Raw genomic sequence first — 19277 nt, 5'->3', positions numbered from 1 at the left:
TCAATGATCGTTCTCCACCGCCCCAGCCAGCCGCTCGGCCGCCTCAGCATCCTCGTGCCAATGTGGCATGTGGCCGATATGGGCCAAGGGCTTCAGATACGCGAGGAGAGCAAGTATCGTTTTTCGCTTGCCCCAGTAATCCACGGCACCATCGGTCTTGAGATAGTCAAGGCCAGCACGGGCATTTTCCTCGCGTACGGTTTCGTAAATGCCAAATAGCACATGACGGGTGAGGCTGCTGGCAAAATCTTCGCCTTCCAATTGCTGGCGCTTGAATTCACTGGCCGTTTTGAACCTCACAGCATTAGCCTCCGATCGTTCGTAAAAGTGTGTGTATTCACGCACGCCAAACCCCTTGGCCAACTCCATATATGCACCGGCGCGTGCCTCGCGGTGACGTTCCAGCTCCAAACCCTTGAGATAGAGCCGCTCGGCGGCGCTCAAGCTCTTCCAGTGAAATTCGTCGAAGCCACGGGGAATCAAGTAATTGGCTGCAATCTCCACCGCACGATCGATAACTTTCTCGAATTCGGATTTCTCAGTACCTGTACGTTCGCGGAAGAGTTCATGACGAATATCCATGCCCTCGATGTCGGCAAATTGAGTTAGCACTCGCAGGGCGGCAGCATAGGCCGCGAGCTGGTAGTCCGTATCGCCGAAGTTGGGCTCCGACTGATCATCCAGCGTTGTCATGCTGTCTAGTTGTAGCTTGACCTCGTCTTCAATCAGCGGGTAAATCTCGTCCAGCCACGCCGAACGCTGTTCAGTGCGTTTGCGCAGCACCAGATTTACAGTCCCCTGCACATAGTTGCCCCTCTTGATGCCACCTGTAGCCGTTTCGGTACTGATCGTCCAGGCGGCGGTGACCTTGAGGCCGCTGGCCCAAAGTATCATGCCGAGATCACCCCACACCGCGGGGTTCTGGTGGGTGAATTGCACGAGTTGCAAGCCATTGTCCGGCATTTGCCGGGCCAGCCGAGCGTAAATATCCACCATCGAGCGTTTGAAATCGTCACCTGAGCCCTGTACCGACAACACGACCACATTCTGAAAACGCCAGTCTGTGAAAGCCGTAGGCAAGAGGTGTTCGTACCACGCAAGAAAGTAGTCAGTCAGCTCGTGATAGTTAATCGCGTCAGCATAGGGCGGATCGGTGAACCAAATATCAGATTCCGTGGAAACTTCGCGCGCGTCCATCAGCTTAACTAAGCTTCCGGCATTGGCTATAGGCGCTTCTGTCAGTTCGCCGCACAAGCAGCGTTTGATCCCGCCCAGTCTCCGGGAACCAAATGTCATTTGGGTATTGAGCGCTTGGTTGAAAAAGACGTTCATCGTCGAACCAGGCCCCTTGGAGATATGCGAGTCGATTCCACAAAGGCGAGAGAGTCGCTCCAATGCCGCACCCACCGCTACCGCGGCCGCTCCCACTCGCAGCGCATCCGTCGGGTCCGGTTCGACGGCGTTTTTGACAAAGCTGCCGAGCATGAACAACTGGCGCGGCGTAAACAGATGGTGCCAGTGAGTCCACCCGCGCGTTCGGACGGGTTCCTCAGTCTTGTCTCCGCCGCGTGGAATCGAACGGCTCGGGATGTATCCCTTCACCTGCCAGTCCGCGATGTAGTGCTTCATCAGCGCAAGCGCCTTTGCCTCGCGAGCGAGGTCGGCCGCATCGGGCGCGGAATAGATACGATCTCCATCCGGTACGGCCCAACGGACGCAATAGAGCCGTTCTTGAAATACATCATCAGGTCGTGGCACGAGGTCGGAGCTTTCCCAAAGACGGAGACCGTAGACTGTTTCACCATTTACCCGACGGTCCCCGCGCAGGTCGGCAATTGCATAGCTGTTGCCGGTTTCCGGGCAAACGAGGCGGCCGCGTTGAACCGTGCCTTTCTTGGCGTTGGTCATTGTCGTCGCATCGGCGTCGGTGACGATGTCAATGTCGTAATTGCCTTTGTCAACGTTCTTCCTGATAACAGCACAGACCTTGTATTTCTCGGAAATCACCCACGAAGGTGCAAGCGGCACCCAAAGACCAGTGGCCGGTGATTTGGCCTCGACCACGTAGTAAAGCTGCTCGTGTCGCCAACCCTTGTCGTTGGATTCCAGGCCAAGACCGTCAATTTCCTTGCGCGTCGCGTCATAGGCAGCTTGCTGGATTTCGCGTACACGCTTGCGGGTCTTCACATCACCACCGACCAGGTGCAATGCGCCCCAAGTGAGCAACGCCGCCACGGGGCTCAGGTCGGAGGCATAGGATGCACAGCCAATACGCGCGGCTTCGAACGGAATGGAACCGCCACCGCACACAGGATCCCCGATGCGGGCAATGTGGCCGAAACGACGCACACCCAGTTGCTGAACCAGTTGTACCAGGTTTTTCGCTGTCGTCCCCAGGTGCGTGTTGATTTCTTCCCAAGCTTCCGGAGAGGGTCCTTCGATCTGCTCTGGCCGCAGACAATAGTCCAATTTTTCATCGTAGTTTAGGCGGTCGAAGGCACGCCGCTGCACGAGTTCTCGATCTTGGAGGGTCAGCCCTGCCCCCCAGCGCGGCTTAGGATGACCGTTTTCATCGCGCAGCCAGGTCTTGATTTCGTCTTCAGTGAGCAGGGCTTCCAGTGTCTCTTGGTCGATAGCTTTGTTCTTGCGCTGCCACAGACCGGCTTCGTCCATGGTCATGATTTTGAGAAAGATTTCGCGGTCCCGCTTGGGGTCAGCCGACACTGGCATCAATAGCCCAATCAGGCAAGCGCGCACGAGCACCAGGGGCTTGCGCCCCCACCACTTACCGACGCCGGTCAGCGTCTGACTGGACCCCGCGCCGGCCATACGCTCCTTGTAGGATTCGGCGGAAACACGGGCGACGGGAAATTGTTGTTCGATGAAGCTTGGGGTGCTCATGGTCGTTCTGTTCGCTTAACTTTTTTTAGCACTGGGCGTCAGCTCGAATTCCGCCAGGCGGCGCTGAATCAAGCCTTCTGACACCGGATTCTCAGTGAGCGCGTAACGCAGCGCCTTGCGCCAGCCCTTACCTCGTCCGGTCAGAGCGTGACCGGTAGCGGCGTTCGTCATGGTGTACAACCACCAGCGCTCTTCAGGTACCAGTCCCAGCCAGTTGCGAATAGCGACCGGAATCAGTGCTGGGTCGCATTCCTCCACTGCCCACGCCAGCACGCAAAGCTCCTTGCCAAGGGTTCGGTCGATGGGTATCTGCCCCTCCTGAGGCCACTTGGCTGTCTTGTGCCCATAGATACGCAAACGGCGGTTGAACTCGGCCTTCACATCCTCGGCGATCAAGTTCCAAACCCCCCGGCGCAGGAGGACGCGTAAGTGTGCATTAGTAGCATTGAGTGGCACGGGGATCGGCACTTCCTCAGTAGGCTCGAACCATTCAAAATGTTCGGAGAGCGTGACGTCTGCACTTTCGGCCTTGCTGCGTGGCAGGGTCAGTAGGAAGTAATGCTCCGAAAGCGCGGGCTGAAAGCCGAAGCCCAGCACGGCTGGCTTTCTGATTGACGGATTTCTGGCCCGGGCCATTATTGGCCGACCTCACCCGGGTTCAGGCTGCTGCGGATGGCGGCTATCCAGTCGAGCAGGTGCTGTCCACGCTCGAACCGAATGCCGGTAACGCTGACTGTAACCTGGCTACCACCAACGATCTCCTGCATTTTTGCTACGACCTCCCGCAAGCGGGTGCCTGCGACCGGCTCGTTTTCTCCAGCGATGAACGAGAGACTGATGTCAGTGTCGTTACTAGCGACATCGACTACTACCTCCCTCCCTTCCCCTTGATGCTTTTCGAGCAGATCGAGAAAGCTGAACGCTGCGGCGGCCGTGAGATTCCGGTGTGGACGCGACCACAGAACCGGCTTGGCGGCGTCGACCGCGACTTTCTTGGTCCGGTATTCGTTGACATCAATCTTTTCCACCGCCGAGCGAATGTCGCCATCTTCCGCCACGGCTAATACAAAACGGCATTCGGCAGGCAGTGTGAAGGGGGCGTCATATGCGCCGCCGCTGGTGAGTGGATCAGCACCGTTGGTGGTATAGCGCAAATGGCCACGCGGCACGGCGTGCAACTCCACCTGCCAGTCTTCGCTCTGCTGGAAGACGCGATACTTGGTCGCCAGCGTGTTTTTCCAAACAACGGAATCGCCGGTCTCGTGCTTGCCCGCAGAATCGACGCAAAGGAAAGTAAGCTTCAGTTCGCGTGTGCGGAAGTTGTTGTAGCCGCCTTCGGCCTCGCCCACCTTGAGCGATCCGGTGGTAGGCTGGGCGTTGCCGATTTCGTAATGGACGACGTCGCCATGGAGCGGAGTAATCTTAAGGAAGGCTTCCCCTGTCTTGTCGTCACGAGAGAGGAGCCGCACTTGCACTTCCGTCTTGGGCGGCGGGAAGGGCCCCTTTTCGACGGAGTCGCCCAGGTCGTGCCAGTGGCCCTCGTTAATGGCCTTCGCCTTAAGTGCGTCGAGGGCGTCAGGCCGGTGCAGCGGCCAAGCGTCGTTCATCGCTGCACGGCGCTTAATTTCACTCCACTTCGCTGTCTTTTGCCCCTGAAATAGACGGTCTTCGCACTTGCGCCGGAAGGCGTCGGTGCCAGTGTCGGTTTCAAACTTCCTCGCGTTGGTCAGCGTGTCGCGAACCAGTTTTTCGCCGTCAAACTGGTTGTTCTGAAAATGGATGCGGCAATCGGTGCTTCGAAGTTGGCCCATGCTCGGATAAACGAGCGTGGTGAACGTTTCCTGAATCGCGGAGCGCAGACGCAGTGTGATCTGGTCGAGATTCTGGTCGGCCTGCTGCCGCTGTGGGTCGCGCGTAGCCACCCCTTCATCGGTCATTTCGGTAAGAATGCTGTTGATAGCTTTATACTGAGCCGCTTGCTCCAGAACATGGATGAGCGTTTCCTGCGATCCGGTGAGATATAGCGCACGGTTCTTGAACTCCTGATCGGCGTGAAACTTGACCCACTCCTTGGGTAGCCTGGAGGTGACGTCGACGTCACTTGCGGGCTGGACCAGCAGTAATGTCGTTTTGTCGGATTCCAGGCGAACTTCGTCGATCGCGGCAAGCATTTCTGTACGCTGGTAACAGTCGCGTACGCTTGGTTGGAACAATCCCTCCAAGTAGGCGCGGAGTTCCTTGAGGCAGGTCTGCTGGTTGTACTGCTTGGCCGTGGAGTGCAGCTTGGCGGCAAGGTTCTGGATGTCCTTGTAGAACAGCCGCCCATCGTTGCTCGGATGCAAGTACCATGCTTGTGTGGGCAGGTAATCGACGATCTCCTTTTTGATTTTGGAAATGTCACGTCCAGGCGCACAAAGGAACGCCATAATGTCGTTCTGGCGCAGACCGTGCGTCGCGTTGGGCACGCTGGCCAAGCTGGCAACAAGCAAGAGTTTGGACACATCTTGCGCATCAGTGCCGCCGTATTTCGAATCGATTTCTTCGGCGACGGAATGCCCGTGATTCGCGATGTCGTGACTGATCGCCTCGGTAAGCGTGGGGTTGATCGAGCGAATTTCCGAGACGATTTCGTCGTCGTTGAGATCGAGATCGTAGGGGTGGATCAGATGCAGCTTGTCGGCCCGCCCCGTCTCCCACAAATTGGAGACGACCATGCGCATGAGCCGAATCAGTCCCCGGGTCTGTTGGAAACCGGGGTTTTCCTTGAAACGCGCATAGAGGTCACGCAGCCCGAAGTGAAAGGGATACGACTCCGCCAACTGCGCCGCAAAGGAATCAGGTGAGTGATTCGTGACATCCATTTCCCGCGCCGCCTTGACGGCGGCAGCGTAGTCGTTGGCCACCTTGCTGCGGATGGATTCGTCGGGCAGGGTTTGAAACAGGCGGGTGCGAAGGATGTGGTACAGCTCTTCGCCCTGCGACGATACCGGTTCGATGCGCAACGCAGAACGGCTGGTCTCGTTCCTTAGATTGTCCAGCGCAGCGTTTAGCATCGCTCCACCGGCCTGCCAAGAGGCAGTGAGGTCGGCGATAACCACGCAAACGTTCGACAGTTCAGCTTTGTTGACGGCTACCAGAAGGTTAGAGATCGCGGTTGCGGTCACCGTGGATAGCGTTGTCGAGCCAATCGACTTGGCCTGCACCGCTTCAAGATAGGGCGGCAATTCATCGAGGAAAATCAGCGTCGGCTCGCCCTTTAGCAAATTAATCCAAGCACTTTGACCGGGAGCCTGAAGCGGCTGGTAGTAATCTTTGAGAGCGTCCTTCTTACCGAGCTGCTCGGCCAGTTCACCCCAGATGCCAAAACGGGCATCGGTCTGCCGACCGTGAAAGCCGATGACCCTAACGCCCCCCACTTTCTGGCCGATAGCACTCTTACCAAGCACCTTCTGCCGCAAGGCCGGGTACTTGGCGAGTAGGCCGAGGGCAATCATGTTATGTGTCTTACCGCCGCCCATCGACTGAGTCAGAAGGAAGGTGCTGGCCTGATCGCCATGATTCTCCAATCGGGCGAAAGTTTTCTCGAACAGCGTTTTCATCCCCCCGGTGATGAAATTCTCCTCAAAGAACTTTTCGCCATCGATCTTACCTTCCAGAAAATCGGACAAATCCAAGACGATGTCGCGCCGATTGCGATCGAAAACGCTCTGACGGGGTATGCATTGGGCATTGAGGGTCATGGTCGGTCTATATTGTCTTAATATTGCTGCCGGATTTTCCTCCATATCCCAGACTAGCGGAAGCATTTTCAAGGACATCAACGCTGCCGCAAACTTGCCGGTCGTCGCCGAATAACTCGGCGACTCGTTTGATAGAGGGCGCACTGATCTGCTGTGCGATCGGCCAATCTGTGGTCGTCAAGCTCAGCGTAGCAAGCGATGGTGCTCGCAACGGCGTTTTGCTAAACGGTGTGCATATAACTACTCGAGCGAGCGGAGCCTCCGCGCGCGATGATCCCCGTAATCAAAAAAGTGCCCCTCAATGTTCTCCAGCGCCGACGGATCACCCTTGGGCGGGGAGAGGGATGACCTGCGCCCCTTGTTTCATGCAGACGAGATAATCCGCCCATTGCTGCATCATAGTCCGGCGTTCTTTGAGGAACTTCGTTCGGTTATAGGCGGTGCCCAGGGTGTCGGGTACCCGGTGGGCCAACTGATGCTCGATTACTTCGGGCTTGACCTGCAGTTCTTCATGCAGGATGGTCCGTGCCATTGCCCGAAAACCGTGGCCGGTGATTTCTGTCCTGGTGTCGTACCCCATGCGCCGCAGCGCGGCGTTGATTGCAGCGCCACTCATGGGCTTGTGGGGATCGCGCCCGGGAAAGACGTGTTGCCGCTGCCCCGTCAGCGCATGCAGTTCGCGCAGGATGGCTACCGCCTGCGTGGGAAGCGGAACCAGGTGCTCCGTCTTGGTCTTGGTCACGAGGTAGCGCCATTCAGCTTTTTCGAGGTTGAACCCCGACCATTCTGCGAGGCGCAGTTCGCCGGGCCTGACGAACAGCATTGGGGCCAGCAATAAGGCGCACTTGACGATGAAGGTCCCCTGGAACCCGTCGATCGCGCGCAGCAATTCCCCCATCTTCACCGGATCGGTGATGGCGGCATAGTGTTCGTGTTTGACCGGGGGGAGCGCGCCCCGGAGGTCACCGGAAGGATCGCGTTCGGCGCGGCCCGTCGCTACGGCATACCGGAATACCTGCCCGCAGTTCTGCAGCGCCCGGTGGGCCGTGTCGTGTGCGCCGCGCTCCTCGATGCGGCGCAGCACGGTCAACAATTCGGGGGCAGCGATTTCGGCAACGGGGCGTCCGCCGAGCCAGGGGAAAACATCTTTCTCGAGCCGTTGAATAATCTTGTCGGCATGGCCGGAAGCCCAGCCGGGCTTTTGCCGAGCAAACCACTCGCGCGCGATGACTTCGAACGAGTTGGCGGCCCGGTCGAGGGTCGCCGCCTTTTGGGCTTTCCTCGCTTCGCCCGGATCAACGCCCTTTGCCAGCTCCTTTTTGGCCTTGTCCCGCCGCTCGCGGGCGTCTTTCAGACCGATTGCCGGGTAGACGCCGAGGGAGATGCGCTTTTCCTTTCCGTTGAATCGGTACTTCAACCGCCACCACTTGCCCCCGGCGGTCGAGATTTCCAAGTACAGGCCGCCGCCGTCAAACAGGCGGGTCGGCTTCTCGCCGGGCTTGGCATTCCGGACAGCGGCATCGGTAAGGGGCATGGCGTGCCTCCTGGGGGCAAGTGTCTGCGGAAGCGCGTGAGTTATCCCAATTATTGCCCCCACTTGCCCCCGGATTTGTTCGGTAGACTACAGGATAGTATAGGCGATAAAAAACCCCGCGAGCCTTGCTGGCTGCGGGGTTTGCGGATAACAAAGGAATCGTCAGGATAATTCGTTGGTGGAGCGGAGGAGGATCGAACTCCCGACCTTCGCATTGCGAACGCGACGCTCTCCCAGCTTCCTAACCGTGCAAACGATCTTGTAATTCAAGGGGTTAGCATTACATGCCCCCGTTCGTTGGACTGGCTTGTCACCCTGCTGTCACCCTTGGAGAAGTGATGGCAACCATTCGACAACGTAACGACCGCTGGCAAGCAATCGTCAAACGGCAAGGCTACCCGGTCCAATCGAAGACATTCACCCTGAAGAAAGATGCGGAGAAGTGGGCTAGACAGCAAGAACGTCTCATCGATGCCGGGCAATGGATCGACAGCCCCCAAGATCGCCAAACGACCTTGGGCGAACTTCTTGACCGATACGCAAAGGAAGTCAGCACCGGCAAGCGCGGAACCCGCGCCGAATCCTACAGAATCGAAAGTTTCAAGAAACTCAGCCTTGCGAAGCACGCACTGTCTTCTATAACGCCGCAGATGGTCGCGGCGTGGCGGGATGCGCGACTTGGAGAAGTTTCATCCGGCACCGCACTGCGGGAACTTCAGCTTCTTGGACACGTTTTCAGCATAGCGATCCGCGAGTGGGGCGTTCACCTTCCCAGCAATCCCGTTAGCCTTATCAGAAAGCCACGATCTGGCAAGGCCCGTGACCGCGTGTTGACCGCAGCAGAAAGGACCGCGCTGATCTCGGCTTGCGGCGAATGCCATAACCCATGGATCAAGCCCGTCGTCATCTTCGCGCTCGAAACCGCTGCACGACGCGGCGAAATCCTTGCACTGTCATGGAAGGACGTTGACTTGCCACGGCGAACAGCGACCCTACAGGTAACAAAGGCCGGGCAGCCGCGAAGGATTCCGTTGTCCGGGTCTTGCATCGCGATGCTGGAAGCACTGCCGCGCAGTCTTGACGGACGGGTCTTCCCTGTTTCCATGGAAGCGGTTAAACAGGCATACGAACGAGCGGTTGCGCGGGCGGGCATCGCCAACTTCACGTTCCACGATCTCAGACACGATGCGCTGACAAGGCTGGCAAAGCAGGGCCTGTCGATTCTGGAACTTCGCGCCATATCCGGTCACACAACCGCCAACATGCTTCAACGATACGTGTCAATTGACGCTGGCGAATTGGCAATGAAGCTCGGCTGACCGTAGCAGGAACCGCATTGGTTATCGGTCCATCGCCCGCCCGCGCGGTGGATCGATTAGTCCGCTCAACCCTTACGCTTCTTCATCGGGCGGGCGTGACGTGAAATCAATACTGACGATCAACGCGGACCGCCGAAACGGCACCGTGAATGCGACGTGGCACCACGCCAAGCGACCAGATGCGGCGAGCGTTAACAACTCCTGAAAATGACTCTCCGTCATGTCAACGACACCCTGTAACTCGGGTTTGATCGATATGAACGCGCCGACGTTAGGCACGTTGGCATTGCCGATGTCCGGCTTGGCTGTCGGGGAGACTTGGATCAAGAACCGGGTCACATCACGCACCGGTTCGGTGAACTCCCCTTCCAACAGAATCGATGAGTGACTTTCGCGCTCCGGTGGACAACCGCGTGGCCGGTCCACGCGCTCCGTTACACTCGCGTGCCAGTTTGTAACGCGCCCGTACCGACTAAGGAGTTCGCGGCGGTGGTGTCGATGCTTCGGCTTGTCCATACACAGCACCCAAGTCCACTCTCTGCAATAGGATCGATGGTGTCACGGCGCTAGGGTCATTGATAGCGACGCCATGTTTCGTTCGGCGTGTGCTTGTAGTTGGGTCGGATCAGCACCGTACTGCACCCACGGCACTTGTACGTCGAACTCTCCCATCCGACCAACCGCGCATAGATTATCAACGGCAGGTCGCCTTTGAACGCGTTCAGGTCCCGGTGCGGGCCTTTATGGCAGTCCGTGTCAATCAACGCGGTGCAGGCATAGCAAGGCGTCATCTTCGGCCCACTTGTCAGCGTGAAAGTGTGAGTGAACAGACCACGTCCAGCGGACGCGGACAGTGTCGCTGCCGGACACGTCTACGCATCCTGCATCACCATGCGGTGCACTGACCGTTTTGGAAGGAAAACCTGATCTCACTATCACTACGCGTCGTCAGAACGTACCGCCGCCCCTGTTCTCGGAACCAAGGTATACCCCGCGCCTTCTGCGCGTAGTAGCTCGTCGTTTCCTGCGTATCGTACTGTTTATAGTCGTCGGAAATCACAACCAGTTGCGGATTGCAGCCGTGCGTGTCGAACATCGCAGTGCAAATGCCGTTCGACCTGCCATGGTGCGCCGCTACCAGCACATGGACTCCTGCGACAGTCTGGCGAAATGGCGGGCACGTATTCAACAAGTGGTTGAATCCTTTGGTCTCCATGTCCCCCGGAAACATGAAATTGAACCCCATGATGTTGAAGGTCGCCACCAAGCTCAGGTTGTTCTCGTCGTCAAAGTGGGGGTACGGATTCCACGCCCACGTCAGGTTCACGCCGGGTATGATCGGCGGGGTTTGCGCCCATCCTATCTGTCTACGCACCGCGAGCGTGTTGGCGATTGCCCGTATGCCGTTACCCATGCCGTCCGCTGTTTTCAGATGGACGATCGTTTCCGGTGCTACGGTCGGATTACCCAGAATGCAGCCGACCGTAATGCCCTGACGTTCTAGATCGGGGAAGCCAGACGCGTGGTCTTCGTCGTAGTTGGTGCACACCAACAAATCGATATAGTCCACACCCAAATTGCGAAGATGTCGGCCCGGATACCACGGACCACCTTTGAAATCGACGGAATGACCGCAGTCGATTAACACCCTACGCGCACCTGTATAGTGATAGACGGTGAGCAAACCGCACTGACCATGGTCCACATCGAATATTTGAAGGAACGCATCAAGGCTCATTTCTCCCCCGTCTCTGCAAGCTATTTACCCTGCCCCCGCTTAAACAATCACCCTTTTGTAGAAACTGAATCCTTGCGAATTCCGTACAGATAGAAGGCCACCACGGTCACGTGAAAAATCGTCATTCTCGATATAAACGTCGTAATATCCATCACCTGTTTCAAGCACGATGTTCCCGGCTTGATTACTGGTAAGAATTTCAAGATCTCGCCTATACCACTGATCGTATTCGATATATTTACTTGGCGAGCAGCCGAGCACAGTCAGCTTAGGTTTTAAAAAATCGAGAAACTCGTAGGATCGGTCAGAATGGCGTCCGTGATGCGGGGCAAGCAGAAACGAGCAGTTTTCTTTAAGATCGGCGTTCGCATTCGTGTTCATCACGAATTCCCATGATGCGTCATGTGCATCGCCGGGAAACACCATATTCCCCGCACCACTCTTGTACTGCAACACGTATGACGCTTCGTTTATATCGTCATTTTCATTCGGATCGCAGAGAAGCTCCTTGTTGGGCGCAAGAATGTACAACCCATCTGTCCCACCGCCATTAGTGCCTTCTTTATTCGCATACGGGAACCTTGCACCCGCGATTTTTTCCAGAACAGTCACATCTTTGACCCGCCCGTTTATTAGATCGTCGTATAGGTTCCAATCATCTTCACTGTAACGAAAGAAGTTTTCGAAATCCGGCTTGTCTCGACGGGCACCCGTGTCCCAGAAGCACGTAAACCCAACCTTTTCCTTAAGATTCGCCAGCCCGTCCATGTGGTCCATGTCTGGGTGAGTGACGATAAAACGCCAGAGTTTCCCAATACCGTGCGTCTGAATGTAGTTGATGGGATTGGACGGTCGCTCACACATCCTGTAGTTTCCACCGCCACCTTCCTTCAACAACCCCAATAAACCTGTCGCCCGCGTCTCAAGTTCGACCGCCCTTTGTCTCACTTCTAGATTTCCGCAACAGATGTCAATCCCCGTCACTCGACCAGTATTATGTTCTATAACCGTGCAATCGCCCGGCGAGACATTAATTATGTGAACCTTCGCCATCGTTTACCCCTGTAGCCGCAGACGCGGATCGTGATTTTTCTATTCCCCAGACGGCGTATGCAACGCCTTCAATCTTGGCAACGAACTTGTCAACGTTCAAACCAGCAATGAAAGCTAATGCATAAAATCCGATTTCGCTGGCGTTTTCCTTCGTATTCGACTCCAAAACTAACAGACCGGCCTTCAGAAAAAGGAAGCTGGCCCCGCCGCATATAAAACTGGCGATAGGGCGCAGGAAATACCATGTATGCCAGTCGGTATCCCAACTTTTACGGACACATCGATTGAGATATACAGCGCGAAGGCAATACAGGCATCCGCCGATGCCAGCGGTTGCACAGCACGACAATGCGATCCGCAGGGGTTCGTAGTGAGAAGGCAATGCACCAAGGAACATTTCTGCGACGCCTACGCCGCAGGCTGCACACACGACAAGAAGATACAAAACAATGAGATAGAACACCGTACCCCCTGCTTTCACCTAATTCTTCTTATTGTCGCAGGAATCACCGTTGGACGGCTACGCGGACGCCAGTTCGGTGAAGATAGAATCAGTGCAGCAGTTCGCCGCTGGTCGGCGCTGATTCAGCGTCAGCCACGGCGGGCACCGTTGTCGGCGCACCGAAATCGATCAGGCCATCGCTGTTGTACGTCTCCACCACGAATTCCAGCAGCGACGCGAACCTGTTCACGATGGACATGAAGTTTCCAGCGATTAGTCCGCCGCCACCAAAGGGCAAGACGTAGGAGACAGCAAGGTCCCCGTCGAAGTCGATGGTGAAGACCGGCAGGAACACGTCTTCGTTCAGCCGCCGCGCCAGTTCATGTTTCTGTTCGACGGGCGCTTGCCGGTTCAGGGGAAGGTATGTGGCGAACCTGATGAATTTCCGGTCCGGGATCAAGAACACACGGTAGGCGATGCCTTGTTCGGTACGCAAGCGGATGACATCAGGCTGTACGTCATAGGGCACCACACCGCTATCGCGAAGATGGGCGTCAAGCGTTTCGATGGTAACTGCGGATTCTTCAAAGATTTTCTTCAATAGGCGCTCCCGATAGGAAGTAAGGCGCGGCTGTCTTACCGTGACCCCACAAGAAAAACCGCCGATGAACGGCGGTTACGTGTTCTCTGCATACGTCGCAAACCGCGCAAGCTACATGGCTGCAAGCTTCTCAATCCGGGCTTCGGTGACTTTGACCAGACACTCCGCGTCGGAACAAGCATTACGCTCGTCCTTTATCCACTTCCGCTGATCGGCCTTCAGGGCAGCCGGATCACCCGTCTTGGCGCGGGCGGCTGAATACGCCGACGCTAGGCGAAGGTCTGCATCTGCGGCTTGCGGCGTCGAACAGATCAGATGTTCGATGGGCGACGACGCCTTGGCGCAGTCAAAGCTGGCATGAACGCTCTTCGTGCCATTTGCATCCTGCTTCAGTGTCGTCGTCGATGCCGACTGCTGTACTGCACTGGCTGTCGGTGTCGATGATGCAAGCGATGCGTTGACGGACTTCTCCGGTTCCATTGGTTGCTGCGCCGTTTGCGTTGCAGTGTCCGACGACGCCTGCACCGGGGCAGCCGAAGTCGCAACATCACTACCCGCCGACTGACCATCCGCGACGGCCTTTGCTGCTTCATCACTGGACGCCGAACTAGCGGCTGCTTGTGCGTCTGCCGCGACACTTCCCGATGACGGCTTCGCTTCCGACGACGCAGCGACCTGAGTCCCCGGTCCGAAGACGATGCGGTCGAGCGGCACGACGAAATATAGGACGGCCAGAAGGACAACGAACAGCCCGCCCGTCAGGAAGACCCGCGCACCGTATTCGTAGTAAAAGCGTTGCTTCGCCAACTCGCCCGCACTGCTCGCAATGATGATGTCGGGTTGCCCCGCATTTCGAGCGAGAAACCCAACCTGCCATGCCTTTGGGGCCACGAACAGGAAGGCCAGCCCGAATGCAACGCAGATCGCTATGTCCATGTATAGCCGTTCGGTGTACGCGCCGAAGGCAAGCGCCCCGAAGATCAGGGCACCAATCACGGCCCAGAACTTCCCGAAGCCGTTGCTGTATGACTGTTCGAACTTTGCTTCCTTAGCCGCTGCTTCCGCAGCGGCGATGTCGGCCCCGCAGTGCTTGCATCGGATCGCCGAGTCCTGAATGTCTTCGTAACAAAAGTGGCATTTCTTCATTGTGAATCCCCCGAATGTTTCTGGTTTCACCGCAAAGGTGACCATGGTCCGTCGAACTGGGCGATGTTACCCCACACGATGACGGGATGCCAATTAGCACCCGTCAAAGCAAGGACCCATCCTTAATCGCGCTCGGCGAAGCAATTCGCCGCCACCGCGAAGCCAAAGAACTATCGCAAGAGCAGTTGGCGTTGCTCGCTGACGTTGATCGAAGCTATGTCGGTCGTGTTGAACGCGGCACCAACAATGCCGCCACGTTGACGCTCAAAAGGCTGGCGAACGCACTCGACATGACGCTCGCCGAGTTGATAGCCGAAGCGGGGTTATGAGACAGTCGCCGCTTGCGCGGTTGCCGACTCCTGTTCCCGCATGACGGCTTGATGGCTGATCTTCATGCGCTGCGCGACTTACGACGATCCCAATCGATCAAGGCACATGGAACTCCACTTGGACCGACTCCCGTCAGTTCAGGCGGCGTCGATAGCATCGACTCCCGTACCCGCATGACGGTCTGCCTACTCGTTTTCATCTCGCGGGCGATCTGAGCGACGGGCACACCGGCATTCAGTTGATCGATGACGGTCGCACGTTGCGCTTCCGTGAGTGCTGACGGGCGACCAAAGGCCTTCCCTTCTGCCTTGGCACGGCGAAGCCCAGATTGTGTACGTTCGATGAGAAGATCGCGTTCGAATTCGGCCACGGCGCTAATCACACCCATCGTCATCTTCCCCGCTGCACTGGTCAGGTCCACGCCGCCAAGGGCAAGACAGTGAACGCGGACCCCGATGGATGCCAGCCGTTCGACCGTGGCCCGCACATCCATCGCATTTCTGCCGAGCCTGTCGAGCTTTGTCACGATGAGTACGTCAGAGTCTTCCAGCCGGTCCACCAGTTTCGCGAACCCTTTCCGCTCGAAGGCCGGGACCGATCCGCTGACTGTCTCGGTAATGACGCGCTGCTTCGCTACTGAGAATCCGGCTGCTTCGATTTCTTGTACTTGATTGTCCGTCGTCTGGTCGGCGGTCGATACACGGCAGTACGCAAATATTCTTGTCATTAGCACCTTGATATGTCCGTATTGGGTGTACGAATCATATCAGGTGTACGTAACGTATACAAGCTAATTTTCGGACATACGGTAGGTAGGTGTCCGCGAGTGCTCGATTTCGGACATGGGATGCCGATCCGCTGACCATGACTACTGACATGGATGGCCCGTTCAAGATGTGTTCTTCGGGCACACCGGTTCGACATACGTCTCGTCCGGTCACTTGTTGAACCACCTGAACACCGGTTCTCGAAGAGACGTATCTGAAGGGCACCAGTTGAACATCATGTAATGCTCCCTGCGGTCGCATCGCTTCGCGAACACATATCTTTCCCCAGATCGGCACTTGTCACCCACAAATGGGAGTGATTTCTATATATAATTAATAGAAAAGACCCCCATTTGTGGGAACCAGTCCACCCCTTTCTCCCGTCCACGGGGTGCGCCGCCGATGTTTTCCGACGACGCATAAGTAAACGGCAGCACAAAAGAAAAGACCCCACTGAACACGCATCCAGTGGGGCCACGATACCCACGAAGCTACCAACCCCATGAGCGTAACTATTTATACGCGTGTCGCACCGTCCATGTATGCAACATCGGATACGACACTGCGAACCATTGAAGAAATCATCGCGTCCGTCCGAAGCGGCACCTATGAAGACAGAATCCGCCGCATCCGCGACACGAACGACGCCGACGAACGCAAGGCACTGAAACGCGACACCCTGCCGGTCTTCTATCCGACCGTGCTGCCGAGTGCTGATACCTGTCTCGGCGAAGACAGCGAACCAACCGGCATCGTCCAGTTCGACATCGACAAGAAGGACAACCCCGGCTTGGACATGGACGCGTTGTACGCAGCCGTGATGAAGCACCCTGCGTGCATCTATGCCTTCAAGTCACCATCGGGCGGGTTGAAATTCGGCCTGTTGACCGATTTCGCCCACGCATCCGGCGAAGCCATCGACATCACAAAGCAGCGATTCAAGATCGCGTACCGCTTGTGCCTGCAACTTATCCAGCAACATTGCCGCACCCGGTTTCACGATGACCCTATGGGATCATCGCTTCGTCAGTCATGTTTCCTGTCCCACGATCCCGACGCGTTCTTCCGTGCCGACTGCATCGTGCTGGCCGTGAACGATCAGTGCCATGTACCACCACCCGCACCGCTCACTGCCACGGAAGCCGACATCGCGTCCGTCCAGATTCTGCTGGACTACATCCCGCGCGACCTGTCCTACCACGACCGCTTCAAGGTGAACGTATGCATCCTGAAGATGCTTGGCCGTGCGGGCATTACGCTATTGATGAACCACTGGCAGAAGAAAGAGCGGGTCGAACTTGAACGGCAACTGGAAGAAGCCCTGCGTGGCGCGAAGTACGGAAGCATCTATATGTTGCAGTCGTATGCGAAAGAGTACGGTAACTACAAGCCGTCCAACGGCGGTGCGGCACGGCGATACATCCAGCCTGAACCCTATGACTACGCCCTTCGTCCGCTTTCGACGCCCGCCGAAGCCACGTCCGGTCTACAGGAAATCATCCGTGAGTTCGTGAACGGCAAGGCATCGCACTTCGTCAAGGTCACGACTGGTGCCGGGAAGACCCGCACCGTGCTTGAAGCACTGTCGCGCGAAGTGGACCACAACGCAAAGGTTCTGTTTCTCGTTCCGACACACGATCTTGCCAACCAGATCATCGAGACGTACAACGAAATCCGCGCTGCCGATATTGCCAGTGCCGACACCCTGCGTGGCAAGCTGCAACGTCCGAACATCGTCAAATTTTACTCGCGCAAAGCCCTTTGCGAGAACAGGGAAGCACGCGAGAACCTTGAAGACTTCGGCATCAGCATCCCGCTTCAATACTGCCTGTCGCAGTGCCCGCACCAAGGCGTCTGTGAGTACACCACGCAGTTCAACACGACCGTCAACATCCGCGTGATGACGCACAACGAGTGGATCAACGAGCGCTCGGCATGGTTCAACGGAAGCCGGATGACCGATAACGGCGAGATCGAACCCAACGGCAATCGCTTCCCTTGGGTGCCAGACTACATCGTCATTGACGAAGACATCCTGAGACTTGGCACGGTGCAGAAAGAATCCACATCGAACCGGTTTCCATCGATAGCCCGGATCGTTCTGGACGTAGCTAACGGAAAGTCCTTGCCGGATGCCATCTGGAACCACCGCGAACAGGTCATCCTTGATGCCGGGAAGAACACGAAGCCAGCGGCACCGTCACTGAATCTTCCGCTCAGGAAGTACCGCGACGCCTACCTGAAAAACCAAGACGATAGCCAGCACTCCGAGATCATTGCACGACTTGACAGCTACGTCCGATCCGACGATCCAACGCTGCTTGACGGCATGTGGGTCGAAGACAATGCCATCAGGTGGTTGCCGTTACCTGCACCGGCTGAACGGTACGAAGGCATTCCAACACTGTATCTCGACGCGACGGCACACCCTGCTGTCGTTCAGCGTCTGCTTCCCGGCGTCCAGTTTCACGCCATCGCCGTCCGCCAGCATGACGACGTTCGTCTGTTCCAGCTATCGAACACGACGATCACGAAGCGGTGGCTGGAAGAAAAGCCCGAGAACATCACGAACCTTGTTGATGGTCTGATCGAAATCGCGAAACCATATACGAACGTCGGCTTGATTACCTATAAGCAGATCGGCGACAACGACAAGTTCGCGCGGACACTGGCAAGGAAGATCGGGGCATCACATCACGCCCACTTCGGCGATCTTCGCGGCATCGACGTGATGAAGAACGTGGACTGCCTATTGGTCGTTGGCCGACATACACTCGCACCGAAGGACATACGGGACTATACCCGCGCACTGTTTGGCCGCGAGATAGATTCGGAGAAGCCGATGTATGCCGACCTGCCGGTTCGCATGAAGGACGGCAGGACGTTCCGCTTGAATAGCATGATTCCCAAGGACCCTTGGCATCAGGTCGCGTATGAACACACGTCACTGTCCGAGACTCTTCAGGCAATTGGTCGAGCGCGACCGGTACATGGGCCGAAGAAAGACATTTACGTATTTGCGAATGAGAATCTTTCAATTAATACCGAAGTAGCCGGATTCTTCCCGTTCGAACAGTATTTCAAGCAATCGGTATCACTCGTCACGGACGAAGCCCTTGAACGTGCCCGCAAACGCGGCTTCGTACAGTTGATGCCGAAGGACCTGATGGAACAGTTGGGACTGAGCGACCATCAAGTAAAGGGTTCCGAGAAGCAGGACCGGATCGCGGACGAACTGGTCAGCAATAGCGCGGACAGGGTCGATGTGACGATCAAACATAAGAAGGGCAAAGTCGGGAAGCAAACTTTTTTGGTCTTCAATATGCCCGCACTGGAACACCATTTCGCCGAAAAGAGCGCACAACTGATCGAATGGCACACCGTTGCTTCCCGTGAATGTGAGACCGATTGACGGTCATCATCGAGACGGTCGGCGCAACGTCGTGGTGCCGATCCGTTACTGCTGACTGCCGCAACCAGTGGTTCAGTTGTACCCGACATGCACACCGTCACCCGCACACCGGACGAACAGATGGCCCAGTGCACGACAGTGGTAGTAGGCACAACATCAGCTACCATGTCGCAGCACCACCATTGATGGTCGCCCGCGACAGCAACCGTACACCATACTCATCGTCCGGCACCATACAACCAGCTACACTGGATCGGGCAGTACCAGTGTCAGTGGTGCAACGTGACGGTGACG

Annotated in this window: 14 protein-coding genes and 1 tRNA gene; 3 read left to right on the top strand and 12 right to left on the bottom strand. The window is 56.7% G+C overall.

Features of this window, described 5'->3' with window-relative positions; all coding sequences use genetic code 11:
* The 5 genes from BN2476_RS40875 to BN2476_RS46845 all read right to left on the bottom strand — a co-directional run bounded on the left by BN2476_RS40875 (window position 1) and on the right by BN2476_RS46845 (window position 8417).
* On the bottom strand, window positions 1-2901 hold the full coding sequence (locus BN2476_RS40875; protein WP_087739832.1) for an anti-phage-associated DUF1156 domain-containing protein: 2901 nt from the start codon (window positions 2899-2901) through the stop codon (window positions 1-3).
* A gap of 15 nt (window positions 2902-2916) precedes the next feature.
* Window positions 2917-3498: a DUF3780 domain-containing protein gene (locus tag BN2476_RS40870; RefSeq protein ID WP_218274596.1), complete on the bottom strand. Its 582-nt coding sequence runs from the start codon at window positions 3496-3498 to the stop codon at window positions 2917-2919.
* A 38-nt stretch (window positions 3499-3536) separates the two neighbouring features.
* A complete protein-coding gene (locus tag BN2476_RS40865; protein WP_160111850.1) occupies window positions 3537-6641 on the bottom strand; it encodes a DUF499 family protein in 3105 nt (1034 codons plus the stop codon).
* A 322-nt stretch (window positions 6642-6963) separates the two neighbouring features.
* Complete coding sequence (locus BN2476_RS40860; protein ID WP_087739843.1) at window positions 6964-8175, bottom strand: tyrosine-type recombinase/integrase; 1212 nt, start codon at window positions 8173-8175, stop codon at window positions 6964-6966.
* Between the two features lie 176 nt (window positions 8176-8351).
* A tRNA-Ala gene (locus BN2476_RS46845) sits at window positions 8352-8417 on the bottom strand.
* A gap of 96 nt (window positions 8418-8513) precedes the next feature.
* Here BN2476_RS46845 and BN2476_RS40855 point away from each other — a divergent pair.
* Window positions 8514-9494 (top strand): integrase, encoded by a 981-nt coding sequence (locus tag BN2476_RS40855; protein ID WP_160111849.1) that lies wholly within the window; start codon window positions 8514-8516, stop codon window positions 9492-9494.
* 72 nt (window positions 9495-9566) lie between these two features.
* On the opposite strand, the gene BN2476_RS40850 is transcribed toward BN2476_RS40855, so the two are convergent.
* The 6 genes from BN2476_RS40850 to BN2476_RS40820 form a co-directional block, all read right to left on the bottom strand.
* The gene (locus BN2476_RS40850; RefSeq protein ID WP_235851193.1) at window positions 9567-10010 is read right to left on the bottom strand and encodes a hypothetical protein; all 444 of its coding nucleotides are present in this window, start codon (window positions 10008-10010) and stop codon (window positions 9567-9569) included.
* Between the two features lie 370 nt (window positions 10011-10380).
* Window positions 10381-11232, bottom strand: a complete 852-nt coding sequence (locus tag BN2476_RS40840) for a ComEC/Rec2 family competence protein (RefSeq protein WP_143811177.1) — start codon at window positions 11230-11232, stop codon at window positions 10381-10383.
* Window positions 11233-11271: 39 nt separating this feature from the next.
* On the bottom strand, window positions 11272-12285 hold the full coding sequence (locus BN2476_RS40835) for a ComEC/Rec2 family competence protein (protein ID WP_143811176.1): 1014 nt from the start codon (window positions 12283-12285) through the stop codon (window positions 11272-11274).
* Window positions 12263-12766 (bottom strand): hypothetical protein, encoded by a 504-nt coding sequence (locus BN2476_RS40830; RefSeq protein WP_235851192.1) that lies wholly within the window; start codon window positions 12764-12766, stop codon window positions 12263-12265. The genes BN2476_RS40835 and BN2476_RS40830 overlap by 23 nt, the downstream gene beginning before the upstream one ends.
* A gap of 70 nt (window positions 12767-12836) precedes the next feature.
* Entirely contained in the window at window positions 12837-13328 is a 492-nt protein-coding gene (locus BN2476_RS40825) for a YbjN domain-containing protein (RefSeq protein WP_143811175.1), read from the bottom strand.
* A gap of 111 nt (window positions 13329-13439) precedes the next feature.
* Window positions 13440-14519, bottom strand: coding sequence for a lysozyme inhibitor LprI family protein (locus tag BN2476_RS40820; RefSeq protein ID WP_087739823.1), 1080 nt, complete (start codon window positions 14517-14519; stop codon window positions 13440-13442).
* 41 nt (window positions 14520-14560) lie between these two features.
* Between BN2476_RS40820 and BN2476_RS40815 the strand changes: the two genes are divergently transcribed.
* The gene (locus tag BN2476_RS40815) at window positions 14561-14803 is read left to right on the top strand and encodes a helix-turn-helix domain-containing protein (RefSeq protein WP_087739822.1); all 243 of its coding nucleotides are present in this window, start codon (window positions 14561-14563) and stop codon (window positions 14801-14803) included.
* Window positions 14804-14865: 62 nt separating this feature from the next.
* Here the strand turns inward: BN2476_RS40815 and BN2476_RS40810 are convergent, their stop codons facing one another.
* On the bottom strand, window positions 14866-15531 hold the full coding sequence (locus BN2476_RS40810) for a recombinase family protein (RefSeq protein ID WP_173819721.1): 666 nt from the start codon (window positions 15529-15531) through the stop codon (window positions 14866-14868).
* 542 nt (window positions 15532-16073) lie between these two features.
* On the opposite strand from BN2476_RS40810, the gene BN2476_RS40805 reads away from it, so the two are divergent.
* A complete protein-coding gene (locus BN2476_RS40805) occupies window positions 16074-18983 on the top strand; it encodes a DEAD/DEAH box helicase family protein (RefSeq protein WP_087739821.1) in 2910 nt (969 codons plus the stop codon).
* The last annotated feature ends 294 nt before the right edge of the window (window positions 18984-19277 follow it).

Origin of the sequence: Paraburkholderia piptadeniae, assembly GCF_900007165.1 — a bacterium.
Taxonomy (GTDB): Bacteria; Pseudomonadota; Gammaproteobacteria; order Burkholderiales; family Burkholderiaceae; genus Paraburkholderia; species Paraburkholderia piptadeniae.
The sequence above is the reverse complement of the archived record's forward strand: the minus strand, read 5'-3'. Positions and strand labels throughout refer to the sequence as shown.

What these genes read in the sequence shown, in the direction of transcription:
- BN2476_RS40875 (WP_087739832.1), bottom strand. Translation starts at nt 2,901, where the DNA reads ATGAGCACCCCAAGCTTCATCGAACAACAATTTCCCGTCGCCCGTGTT.
- BN2476_RS40865 (WP_160111850.1), bottom strand. Translation starts at nt 6,641, where the DNA reads ATGACCCTCAATGCCCAATGCATACCCCGTCAGAGCGTTTTCGATCGC.
- BN2476_RS40860 (WP_087739843.1), bottom strand. Translation starts at nt 8,175, where the DNA reads ATGCCCCTTACCGATGCCGCTGTCCGGAATGCCAAGCCCGGCGAGAAG.
- BN2476_RS40855 (WP_160111849.1), top strand. Translation starts at nt 8,514, where the DNA reads ATGGCAACCATTCGACAACGTAACGACCGCTGGCAAGCAATCGTCAAA.
- BN2476_RS40850 (WP_235851193.1), bottom strand. Translation starts at nt 10,010, where the DNA reads ATGGACAAGCCGAAGCATCGACACCACCGCCGCGAACTCCTTAGTCGG.
- BN2476_RS40840 (WP_143811177.1), bottom strand. Translation starts at nt 11,232, where the DNA reads ATGAGCCTTGATGCGTTCCTTCAAATATTCGATGTGGACCATGGTCAG.
- BN2476_RS40835 (WP_143811176.1), bottom strand. Translation starts at nt 12,285, where the DNA reads ATGGCGAAGGTTCACATAATTAATGTCTCGCCGGGCGATTGCACGGTT.
- BN2476_RS40820 (WP_087739823.1), bottom strand. Translation starts at nt 14,519, where the DNA reads ATGGTCACCTTTGCGGTGAAACCAGAAACATTCGGGGGATTCACAATG.
- BN2476_RS40815 (WP_087739822.1), top strand. Translation starts at nt 14,561, where the DNA reads ATGCCAATTAGCACCCGTCAAAGCAAGGACCCATCCTTAATCGCGCTC.
- BN2476_RS40810 (WP_173819721.1), bottom strand. Translation starts at nt 15,531, where the DNA reads ATGACAAGAATATTTGCGTACTGCCGTGTATCGACCGCCGACCAGACG.
- BN2476_RS40805 (WP_087739821.1), top strand. Translation starts at nt 16,074, where the DNA reads ATGAGCGTAACTATTTATACGCGTGTCGCACCGTCCATGTATGCAACA.